The sequence below is a fragment of the Oligoflexus sp. genome (genome assembly GCF_035712445.1).
Lineage (GTDB): Bacteria > Bdellovibrionota_B > Oligoflexia > Oligoflexales > Oligoflexaceae > Oligoflexus.
Map to the genome: position 1 here is coordinate 65,847 of NZ_DASTAT010000066.1, position 11,500 is coordinate 77,346.

Sequence of the window (11,500 nt, forward strand, 5' to 3'; positions counted from 1 at the left end):
TCAGGGGCCCGCCGATGATTCGAGCAAACGCATGGGCTCACGGCCCGGACGGCACTCGCGGACACCGGTCGCACAATTTTTCTCGTCTTCCTGAAACTGTTCCGCGATATCGGCCAGAGTCATCTGCGACAGGGACCGCCGCACATTCTCGAAGATGAGCTGCCAGGGTTCCTTGGCAATGCAGGCCGAGCGGAATTCACAGCCGGCGTGCTCATCGACGCATTCCACGGGATAAATCCCATCCTCGACCGCGCGAAATATTTCCCAGACGTTGATCAGACGGATGTCGCGTCCTATGCGATAGCCGCCTGTTCGTCCCCGAACACTTTCAACAAGACCATCCCGACGCAGACGAACCAAAATCTGGTCGAGGTACTTCGAGGGAATACCCTGCCTCGCCACAATCTCCTGGCGACGCACCAGAGGTTCGTTGTGACGGTATGCTAAATCCAGCATGATTTTCAGCGCATAGCGACTGCGCGAAGTCAGGTTCAAAGCTCGCTCCTGGTGCGAAAAGCAGCCTATCTTGCGAAGAGCGTTAATGTTTAGCGGAAAGCTATACATTAGGCAACTCGAAGATATAATGTTGACTAAATTAGTCAAGTATTTATCTTTCTCAATTATTCAACGAATTTAGAGGCTTGTGGAGCGCGTCAGAAAGTTGTGATCAAAACTCAATTGTTCTGGATGGATGGGACGCCCTCTGCTAGACCTGAATGTAAGGCAGGAAAGGTCACCGATGATGCATCCCGACCATTTGGTGGAATTGATTCGACGCCATAGTGCCCGCAGCCGGGAAAATCTGCAGGTCGCGGATCGTTTGCGCAGCCTATTGCCACAGGTTTTGCGCAGTCTGAAGCGCGGATACCAGAGCCGGGGCGGTGACGCGGAAAGACACGCCTTAAATGATGCGGTCTACCTGGAACGCATCCAGGAATATCTCGATGTGTACGCTGAAGGACTGGAATCCAAGATACAAAGTGAAACGCATCGCATGATGCTGCAAGCGATGCACTCGCTCAACGCCTTCCGCCGCGCCGCTGAACTCAGGCAACAGAAGCTCGCTGAGCTGGGAAAGCCATCGCGCCCATCTGTTTCCTGATCCTCGTTACCGACCAGTTCGGCCCGAGTCCGCGAAATTCCTTTGGAAACCTTCTCGACAATCTGATCGCCCCTTATTATTGTTATTGCCTCGATCATGCAAAGTCTTGGCTAGGGTTATTCATTCAGTCCAGGGGGCTTACACGTGGAGATAGTTTTTCACATTGGATTTGCGATCATTACGATCGCCGTTTTCGCATACTTCGGATGGAATCTGAAGTTGATCTGGGACCGTATCCAGAAGGGCAAAGGCAAGGAGGAGGTTCGCACCGATGATCCCGGAGCGCGTCTGGCAGAAACTCTGCGGGGCGGTCTGATCCAGGATAAGATGTTCCGCGATCCGGTCTCGGGCATCATGCACGCCTTTATTTTCTGGGGTTTTGTCGTCGTTTCCATCGGAACTCTGGAGACTCTGCTTTATGGCATGATTCCGGGTTTCCACATCACCTCGATCCTTGGCACCGGAACGGCACTGAAAGCCTTCCTCATGTCGCAGGACTTCGCGAACTTCGCGGTGTTTGCGGCGATGATCTTTGCCATCGTGCGTCGTCTCTTTTTCGCTCCCAAGCGTCTTGCTGTTTTGAACAAGGCTTCGAAAAAGGACGCGATGGTCGTGCTCCTTTTCATCCTGGGCCTTGTGTACACGTCGATGCTGATGCTGGGATCGCGCGCACTGTCGGGCGTTTTGCCTTCCGAAGCCTTGCCGTTCTCGACCTTTTTCGCTTCGAACTTCAAAGGACTGGTGAACGACTACCGGGCTCTGGATACGACCATGCTGATCGCGCACTGCACCGTGCTCTTCAGCTTTGTCACCTTCCTCCCCTTCTCGAAGCACCAGCACTTGATCTGGGTCTGGCCGAACATTTACTTCCGCAATCACAAGTCCCGTGGCCGCCTGCGTCCCATGGTCTTTGATGAATCCGCGGAATCCTTCGGCGTCAATAACCCGACCGAATTCACCTGGAAGCAGATCCTCGATGGTCAAACCTGTGTGGAATGCGGCCGCTGTACTGAAGTTTGCCCAGCGAACAACACGGGCAAGCCTTTGGATCCGCGGAAGATCATCCACGATATCAAGTATTCGATGATCGACCATCAGGAAAAGCCGGAAGCCGAGCGCACCCCGCTGATCAACGGTTTCATCACTCCAGACGAACTCTGGTCGTGTACGACCTGCGGCGCCTGTATGGAAGCCTGCCCGCTTTATATCGAGCACATTCCTGCGATCGTCGACATGCGCCGTTATCTGACTTTGACCGAAGGCAGCTTCCCATCCGAGCTGGCCGGCACCTTCCGTAACCTGGAAAACAACTTCTCGCCCTGGGCCATGGCTCCGGCGACTCGCGCGGACTGGGCCAAGGGCCTGAACGTGACGACGATGGCCGAGAAGAGCGACGTTGAGTATCTCTTCTGGGTGGGCTGCGCTGGCAGTTACGACGATCGTTACAAGAAAGTTTCGAAGTCGATCGTCAACATCATGCAGAAGGCCAACATCAGCTTCTCGATCCTCGGCACCGAGGAAAAATGTAACGGTGATACCGCGCGCCGTCTGGGCAACGAATACCTCGCCGACGCGGCTATCCGTGAAAACGTGGAAACGCTGAGCAAGTACAAGATTAAGAAAGTCGTGACGGGCTGCCCGCACTGCTTCAACACCATCAAGAACGAATACCCTGATTTTGGCTTCCAGGCTGAAGTCGTTCACCACAGTGAGCTGATTTCGGATCTGGTGAAGAATGGCAAGATCAAGGCCGGTGATGTTCCGGATGCTGCGAAAAACGTGACCTATCACGATTCCTGCTACCTCGGGCGTCATAACGAAGTCTATGAAGAACCCCGCAAATCCTTGAGCCAGCTGCCCGGCGTGAAGCTGACCGAGATGCCGCGGAACAAGGAAAAAGGCTTCTGCTGCGGTGCCGGCGGCGGTCGCATGTGGATGGAAGAGCATATCGGAACCCGGGTCAACGAGAACCGGGCGAAGGAAGCGATCCAGACGGGCGCCTCCACAGTGGCTACGGCCTGTCCGTTCTGTATGACCATGATGAATGACGGCGTGAAAGCTGAAGGCAAGGCCGACAGCGTTCAGGTCCTCGATATCGCCGAGATCGTCTCGCGCTCCATAGGCGAATAAAGACGTTCCTAAAAAATTCCGGCTGAATGCCTTTACCCTTGGCATTCAGCCGGTTTTCATTCCAGCCTTTTTCAAAATCCCCAATGACACCCAATCCACGACACTGGCAGGATATCAGGATGATTTCACATCCTTCCCAACTTGATTTCCGGGGGTAACATGTTCAAAGCTCTCCAGAGAGCCGCCTTGAGCGTGGCCATTCTTTTCATGGCCGCGCCCGAATCCTGGGCCTCTTTAAAAAGTGAAAAATTGGACAATGGGATGGAGCTTGTGACCTTTGAGGCGCGCAAGGTTCCTTTGGTGACCATTGTGCTGGCCGTCAAAGCCGGGGCCTTTACCGAAAAGCCCGATACCAATGGACTCACGCACCTTTGGGAGCATATGTTCTTCAAAGGCAACGCCTCGATTCCCAATCAGGAAGCTTTTCAAAGGAAAATCCAGGACCTTGGGATCATTTACAACGGCGACACGCATCCGGAACTCGTGCGTTACTACTTCACGCTGCCTTCCGCATTTTTGGAGGAAGGCCTTGATTTCATGTACCACGCGATCGCCACGCCGCTGATCGACCAGCAGGAGCTGGAACGCGAACGCAAGGTGGTCCTGGATGAATGGGATCGCAATGCCTCGCAGCCCAGCTTCAATCTTTATCGCGCGCGCTTGAATGCGATCTATGGGCCCTTGGCCTATCTTCGTTATCCCCTGGGCGAAAGGGAAATCATTGAAAAAGCCGAACGCCAGCAGCTGATGGCCATCAAGGATGAAGTCTTCGTTCCCCAGAACAGCGCCCTCCTCGTCTCGGGTGATTTTGATAGCGCGGCCCTTACGGGTATGGTCAAAAAAATCTTTGGCCGCTGGGAAAACCCGAAAGGCTGGAAAGTCCCCAAAGCCTCGGCCTTTCCCGAGTTTCCGAAGAGTTCGCAGGATATCATCCGGGCCCATCCCCAGGCGCGGAATGTGGGTCTGACGCTGACGTATCCGGGACCTTTGGCGCGCAGCAATCCCCATGATGCGTCGGTCGCGGATGTTCTGAGCGGACTTGTGAACCACAGCCTCAGCACCTTTCATAAACGCTATATCGACTCCGGCCTTACCTATGGCGCGGGCTTTGGCTATCTGACCCAATCGCAGGCGGGTGAGCTGAACCTTTCCGCCAGCTGCAGCCCGGAAAAATTCGAGGACGTCCGCGAGGCTTTAAGAAAGGAACCTCTGCAGTGGATCGAGAAGGATTACTTCACCGAGCAGCAGCTGATCGATGTGCGCCGAAGCCTTGTGATTGATCGGAAGTTTTCTGAAAATCGCCCGAGCGCCTTCATCAAGGATGTGGCCTTCTGGTGGGCGGTCACGGGCCTTGATTACTATGAAGGCTATGTGAACGAACTCAGCAAGGTGACCCTGGATGATGTTCGCGGCTTTGCCAAGAAGTATTTCGTCGGAAAATCCCAGGTCACGAGCGTTCTGCTTTCCGATGAAGACGCCAAAAAATTGAAGCTGGTCGATAACACCGAAGCCAAGCCTGCAGCTGCCAGCCAAGGAGCCGGAAAATGAAGAGGATCTTTTCTTTGCTACTGTCCCTCGGTCTTGGCTGGACGCCTGGACTTTCTGCGAAGCAGCTGGTCAGCGACGCGACCATTGCCCTGCAAAAACAGAACACTGAAGTTTTTGAACTCCCTGGCAAGGTGCCGGTTGTCTATCGCCGCATTGAAGGCACCGAGATCGTTCAGATCGCCACCGCCATGGCCTATGGTGAGGCGCATGTGCCAGCTGCGCAGCAGCCCGCCCTGGGCGTTCTTTTCGAACTGATGAAACGCGGCACCAAAACCTGGCCGAAGGATAAGCTCTATGCTCTGGTGGAAAAATACGCGGCATCCATCGGCTGCGGCGTGAGCATTGAAACCAGCGCCTGCAGCATGGCGACTCTGGAAGAGTTTTTGCCCGAACTTCTGCCCGTGTATGCGAGCGTCATGCGCGAACCAGCTTTTGATGCGACCGAAGGCCAGCTGATCCTGCAGCAGACCGAAGCCGGACTCAAGAGCATGACCCAGAATCCCGAGGCCTATGTGAACGAGGTCGTGAACTCGGTTTTTTATGGTGGCTCCCATCCTTACTGGATGCCCAATGAAAAGGAACTAGAGTACCTGAAAAAGATCCAGCTCAAAGACCTTCCCGCCCTGCATGCGGATGTCATGAAAAAAAGCCGCAAGGTGATCGTCGTGGTCGCGGGGATGCCGACGGAGAAGCTGAAAAAACTTCTGACCGAGCACCTCGGCTCGCTGCCTCAAGGCAGCAGCAATCTGAAATCCCCACCGACTCCGAAGTTCAACGCCAAAAAGAATTTCGCGATGGCCGACAGGGATATCCCCACCGCCTATGTGCGGGCGAAGTTTTCACTGCCTCCCTACACCAGTACTGATTCCGCAGGCATCAATCTTCTTATGCGCATCCTCAGTGAAGAACTGGAAAGCGAAGTGCGGACCAAGCGCTCGCTTTCATACGCGGTCTATGCGCAGCAGGTGTCCTTGGCTATGGGTATCGGTGTGATTCACGCCTCGACCTCGCGGCCCAAGGAAACTTTGGAAGCGATTATTCCCGTCGTGAAGAAACTGCGGGATGAGAAGATGAGCAAGGAGGATCTGGAGCGGCATAAGACAGTGTTTGCGACCGGCTATTTTCTGACTCTTGAAGAGCATGGGAGCCTCGCCAGTTCCCTGGCCTCGTCCTACCTTTACGATGGCAATACCAACCGCCTTTACAATATGCCGCGCGAACTGGAAAAGGTCACAACCGAGGACATTCAAAGGCTCGCAAAGCAGTATCTTAAGGATTTCCGTTTGGGTGTCGTCTATCGCAACAAGGATTTTCAAAAGCCCTGGGCGGATGGTTTCCTGAAGTCTCTGAATTGATCAGGCCGCATCAAGGTCCCAGCGGATCCTCATAAAGAGAGCGGCAGGCAGCAGGATTTCAAGGGTAAAGGGATGGAGGTGGCCTTCGGGCCCCTTCGGATCAAGCAGCTGAATCCTGACGTCTCCGCCCGCCTGCCGCGCGAAATTCCGAATGGCATCCATACCCATACCGCGACCGGAGATATCGGTGGTATCCCGGCTCGTGCTGAGCCCCGAAAGAAAGATGAGTTCCGCCGCTTCGGACGCAGTTCGGGCGCTGTCCGGCGCAATCAGCCCATTTTTCACGGCGATCCTGCGAATTCTATCGACATCCAGACCCCGGCCATCATCCTCATACGCTATGCATACGAACTTGCCATCCATAGAGACGTCCATACGCAGGAGCCCCGCGGGATCCTTGTGCGCATGACGGCGCTCCTCGGGCCCTTCGAGTCCATGATCCATGCTATTGCGAAGGACATGGATAAAGATCTTATGCAAAAGCTCTTCGGTGTGAGTCGTGACGTGAAAGCCTGCAGCGTTGATCAGAACATCGGGCTGATGTTTGCCAAGATCCCGGGCCAGGGTCGCAGTCCCTTTGGTGATGCTGCGGAGCACCTCATCAAGAGGGCGATAGAGCTGGCTAAAAAGGGCCGCGATCGCTCCATCCAAAAGAGCCTGCGCCTCATAAGGCCCCGACCCACGCAGCAGCTGTCGGGCCTTTTCCAGGGCGCCATGAATCTGTCGAGCCTGGTGGTGGCCGATGCTGCCGCCCTTGTCCTCGCTCGGGCGACGGCCGAGTTTTTCCGAATGGATGCTGTCATAGATGTCAAGGATACGCTCGGCGTCATCCAGATCCCGGTTCATTTTTCCCAGATCCCAGGGCGCGTCCGGGTTTTTTTGCAGGCTTGCATAGTACTGCTCCACCGAATGAAAGACCTGCGTCATCTTTTTAAAATACAGCGAACGCGCCGCGCCCTTCATGGTGTGCAGATTGATGAAGAGGATTTTCAAAACCTCCCAGTCCTTATCCAGGTCATGAACTGTGTTGATGAGGCGGCGGTTTTCGTTCAGAAAGTCGCGGCAGCTGCTGGAAAAGCGATGATAGATGGGAGCCGGGACATTGATAAGCTCCTGGATGAGCAGCAGCTCCTCTTTTTTGCCGCGGGCTTCCAGTTCGAGAGAACGCAGTTCCGTCATATCCCGCAGGGTGACAAGCAGCTGCTCCACCTTCCCTGCAGGATCGACGATCGGGCTCCAGCCCAGTTCGAGTATCATGCTTGTACCGTCACGTCGCGTCACGACCATATCGCGGGGCAGCGTGGCCTGATTTAAAGCAAAGCCCAGCGGATCCTCGCCGAGAATCGCATCCAGGACGCTTTCCATCTGACTTTTTTGATCCGGTTCCAGGTCACTGCGTTCCAAAAGCAGCTGAAGGCCATCGCGGCCGGTCAGATCCTGGACCTCGAAGAGCTGCAGAAGATGCTGCGAATAGTCCTTGTGAATTTTCCTGCCTTCGCGGGTGATCAAAAAAATACCGAGCGGAATCTGTTCCAGGATCGAGCGGATTTCGCGGGTCTTTTCGCTGACGATCTCCTCCAGATTCTCATTCAGGCGGTCGATGCGATCAAAGGCCTGGGAAAACCTGCGAGCCAGCAGGAGGGATTGTCCGACAATGAAGGCAAAGAGGCCAAATCCTCCCAGGGCTATGGATTCAAAAAAGAGTCGAATCGAATCATGAATGGCGGTGGCGAAGAGCACGGCGGTCGCGCTCAGGAAAATGCCAGCGCCGTCCCTTTTTTCACGGAAGGCTTTGATCGCGCGCACCAAAACGTAAAGCGCATAGAGTCCGGTCACAAGGTTGAAGGTAATGAAAGGAATCTCGGTGTCTTTCACCTCTGTGAAAAAACTTCCGGCATAGATGCCAGGACCCATGATCAGAAGGAAATGAGCCACTCTTTTGGAAAAAAGCTCCGGATACATTTCGTGGCTATAGTAAGCAAAGAAGGGAACGGCCATCATCCAGACCATGAAAAAGCGCATGCTATCAGGATAGCTCAGATGCGGGAAGAAGGTTCCCATGGTGGCCGACGAGGCCGCGATCATGTAAAGAGCGATGAAAAGACAGAGAAAGGCGAAGTAGAGGGTCGAGGGCGTTTTCGTGCGCAGAGCAAAAAGGCAAAAGTGATAGATGGCCATGATGAAAAGACAGCCGACCAGAAAGAGGGCAAGCCCCACATCCCTTTGAAAACTGCGCTTGATGGATTCCACCGTGCCCAGCGTGGGCGTGTTGGGCATGCCGGGCAGATGAATGTTAAAACTTGTGACCTGAACGATGATATCGAATTCCGCGGAGGCTGGGGTGAAGGTCCAGTAGTCCTCATGAAGGACGGGGCGATAGACGCGGGGATCATCGTTCCTTGCAACCTGACCGGCTTCCTCGATGAATTGATCATCAATAAAAAGTTTTGAAGCCGATAGCACCCACGGCATGCGAATGGCCAGCGTGCGTGCTTCCCTGAGCTTCACATGCAGACGATAGGTCGCGTATCCGCGCTTCGGATAATCCTTCACAAAGTTCCAAAGTCCTGGCACCGCAATGATGTCAGCCTTCGGCTTCTTCGCGGCAAGATCCGCGTGCTCGTAAAGCTCGGTCCAATAGAACTCCCATTCGCCTGAGAGTCGCACCTGCGGCTCTTTATCGAAGTTCCACTCCTCCAGATCAAGAATTCCGTTATGCGCGCGAGCGAAAAGCGGAGTGTCCAGGACAAGCAGGATTCCCAGAGTGAGTTTAAAAATGTGGTACAGCCAATGTCTGAAGTTCATAAAACCGCCAGGGCTTATGACGACATTTCGGTGTTTTTTCGGGGAAACTAAAGGGGTTTGGGAAGTTGGCAAGAGCCGTGCGTGCGACTCTTACCTGCTGATTGAAATCAGGACAGGGCCTTGACCGCCTCGACGATATCATCGGTGGCAATTACTTCAAAACCATCGCGTGGTACCATGCGACGCACAAGTCCGAATAGAACTTTTCCTGGACCGACTTCGATGAAGCGCTGAATGCCTTCGTTTTTCGCAGCATCAATGGATTGTATCCAACGTACCGGACCATCGATCTGGTCGATGAGGTACTGCGCATTATAATCGCGCACAACGCTACCGGTGATGTTGGCAATCACGCCTTCGGAATTTTTCGCGAAGTAACTACTTTCCAGGAGCCCCTGCATATCCTGCTTGGCTGGCTTCATCAGACTCGAATGGAAGGGAGCGCTGACGGGCAAGTCCACATAGCGGATCTGAAGCGTCTGGAGGTCTTCGCAAAGGTGCAGGACGGCTTTCGCATGACCTGCGATCACCAGCTGAGCGTCGCTATTATAATTGGCGATCTCAACCCGATGTTCCGGTCGCGAGTGCTTCGCGCAAAGGGCTTCCAACTGATCCACGGGCATTTTCATTACGGCAGCCATGGCGCCGACGCCCGGAGGAACAGCTTTCTGCATGGCTTCGCCACGCTTTCTGACCAGGAAACTCGCGCGCCCCAGACCCAGCTTGCCTGCTGCGACCAGAGCCGAATATTCACCCAGACTGTGACCGGCAAAAAGATCCGGTTTCAGTCCCACTTCATCCTGCAGAACCTTCCAGTACGCAACCGCAGTCGCGAGAAGGCAGGGCTGAGTGTTGGCTGTCAACTTGAGTTCGTCTTCAGGACCTTCGAGGCAAAGACGACGAATGTGGAGTTGGCAGGAATCTTCCGCTTCCTCAAAGACGGCTTTCACATAAGGAAAGGCTTCGAGAAGCTTTTGGCTCATGCCCACATACTGGCTTCCTTGCCCTGGGAACATGGCGAGTGTCGCTGACATTTATCCCTCGGCAGAGAAGTTCGTGTCGCTGGAGTTCATTTTCTTGGGCTCAAGCCACTGCTTGCCGCGGTAGTGGCCGCAAGAGTCGCAGATGCCGTGGTGAGGCTTCACAGTGCTGCAGTTTGCACAGATGGATACGCCGTGAAGTTTCAGGGCGTGGTGCGAACGGCGCATGTTGCGCTTCGAATGGGATGTTCGGGTCTTAGGTACTGCCATGAGAAATACTCCTTTGATCGCAGGCGTATTGAATAATAGTATGCGTCAGGGCTTTCGCCGTCCTGTCATCAGGAACCTACCCTATTACAGTTTCCCTGTCGTCTGGTCAAGTTCGGACTTGTCCTGGAAGGTGCGAAGCGCCTGGGGGAGTTAGCGGACATCCTGGATGAAAAGAGTCAGTTCGCCACGGTCCATCTTGGTGTTCCCAGTCAGGAAGGCACCACGAGCACGGCTGCGGAGCGTCTCACTATAAGCATTTTTAAAGAACACGGCCTTCATGCTGGCGCCGGTTCCATCAAAGAGCGTCAATGTGCACTTGCTGGGACAGGATTCCAAAGCGGAATTGCTGAAGGTCAGCGGGCCTATCGTTTGAATGCGTCCTGCTGACTCTATGGCCTTGGCAATCGGGCCTGGGCCTCTTTGCTGCGGAATAGTGTCAGTATTCCGGGGACTGTCGTTGTCCTGGGAAACCCGGGTGGCAGCCGTATTTTTGCGGATCGGACGTCTTTCCTGACGTGGTTCGGGTTTGGGTTCGGGCTTTTCGCGTTCCACTTTTTTGGGTGGAGGCGGGGGCGCCTCTTTTTTCGGTGCCGGTTCGGGAGCTTTTTGAATCAGGCGTGGCCTGGCCTTGGTGTGTGCGGGTTGTTCTTCGGTCTCTTCCTCGACGGCCTGGCGGTGAGCGGGCTCGCTCGTGCTCTGCTCGTAGACGAGATACACGAAGGCCCCCAGAATCAAACCGATGAAGGCCATCACGAGGTACGCGCGATTCTTGCGATCCTGCGCCACCCGGCGGCTGCTCGCCATGCGCGCAAGTTCATTCATCACTTTGGAAGACGGGCTGCCCACACCGATCTGCTGCGGAATGCGGCCATCTTCGGCGAGTTCTTTCAAACGATCGCCGGAATAGCTCGAAATAAACTGCGTGATCGGTATGGTTTTTTCATTGCCGATCTTCTGCACGCGGACTTTCTTATTCAGCATGTTGCGATTGTAAAGCGACTGAATTTCCAGGGCGCTGAGCGGTCCCAGAACCTTTTCGCGGTCGATCAGATAGTATCGCTTGCCGGAGTTGCGTGTGCCGGTATCGTTGCGCTGCGCAAAATCCTCGGGACCATCGCTGTCATCGGGATCTTCCACGGGCTTTGGTTTGGCTTTGGATCCTGTTCCCGCGGACTTGCCGACGCCTGCGGCCGCTTCCAGGATCGCGCTGCGATCGGCGACCACGGTACCTTCGGGCATGGATGCAGGTGAGGCGCTTTCCAGGGGACTTTCGGATCCCTCGCGGAATATCTCATCAACTTCAATCAAAT

Annotated in this window: 8 protein-coding genes and 1 pseudogene; 4 read left to right on the forward strand and 5 right to left on the reverse strand. The window is 54.7% G+C overall.

Going from position 1 to position 11,500, the window contains the following annotated elements; genetic code table 11:
* Positions 1-495 (reverse strand): Rrf2 family transcriptional regulator, encoded by a 495-nt coding sequence (locus tag VFO10_RS14405; protein ID WP_325141301.1) that lies wholly within the window; start codon positions 493-495, stop codon positions 1-3.
* Positions 496-739: 244 nt separating this feature from the next.
* Between VFO10_RS14405 and VFO10_RS14410 the strand changes: the two genes are divergently transcribed.
* The 4 genes from VFO10_RS14410 (at position 740) to VFO10_RS14425 (ending at position 6,135) form a co-directional block, all read left to right on the forward strand.
* The gene (locus VFO10_RS14410; RefSeq protein ID WP_325141303.1) at positions 740-1,102 is read left to right on the forward strand and encodes a hypothetical protein; all 363 of its coding nucleotides are present in this window, start codon (positions 740-742) and stop codon (positions 1,100-1,102) included.
* A 144-nt stretch (positions 1,103-1,246) separates the two neighbouring features.
* Entirely contained in the window at positions 1,247-3,232 is a 1,986-nt protein-coding gene (locus VFO10_RS14415) for a (Fe-S)-binding protein (protein WP_325141305.1), read from the forward strand.
* A 159-nt stretch (positions 3,233-3,391) separates the two neighbouring features.
* Positions 3,392-4,780, forward strand: a complete 1,389-nt coding sequence (locus VFO10_RS14420) for a pitrilysin family protein (RefSeq protein WP_325141307.1) — start codon at positions 3,392-3,394, stop codon at positions 4,778-4,780.
* Positions 4,777-6,135, forward strand: coding sequence for a pitrilysin family protein (locus VFO10_RS14425; RefSeq protein WP_325141309.1), 1,359 nt, complete (start codon positions 4,777-4,779; stop codon positions 6,133-6,135). The genes VFO10_RS14420 and VFO10_RS14425 overlap by 4 nt, the downstream gene beginning before the upstream one ends.
* Here the strand turns inward: VFO10_RS14425 and VFO10_RS14430 are convergent, their stop codons facing one another.
* The 4 genes and pseudogenes from VFO10_RS14430 to VFO10_RS14445 all read right to left on the reverse strand — a co-directional run.
* A complete protein-coding gene (locus tag VFO10_RS14430; RefSeq protein ID WP_325141311.1) occupies positions 6,136-8,940 on the reverse strand; it encodes a 7TM diverse intracellular signaling domain-containing protein in 2,805 nt (934 codons plus the stop codon).
* Positions 8,941-9,047: 107 nt separating this feature from the next.
* Positions 9,048-9,974 (reverse strand): ACP S-malonyltransferase, encoded by a 927-nt coding sequence (gene fabD / locus VFO10_RS14435; protein ID WP_325141313.1) that lies wholly within the window; start codon positions 9,972-9,974, stop codon positions 9,048-9,050.
* Positions 9,975-10,190: a 50S ribosomal protein L32 gene (gene rpmF / locus VFO10_RS14440; protein ID WP_325141316.1), complete on the reverse strand. Its 216-nt coding sequence runs from the start codon at positions 10,188-10,190 to the stop codon at positions 9,975-9,977. It lies immediately after the preceding gene.
* Between the two features lie 150 nt (positions 10,191-10,340).
* Positions 10,341-11,500, reverse strand: a pseudogene (locus VFO10_RS14445) (hypothetical protein); the annotation flags it as partial.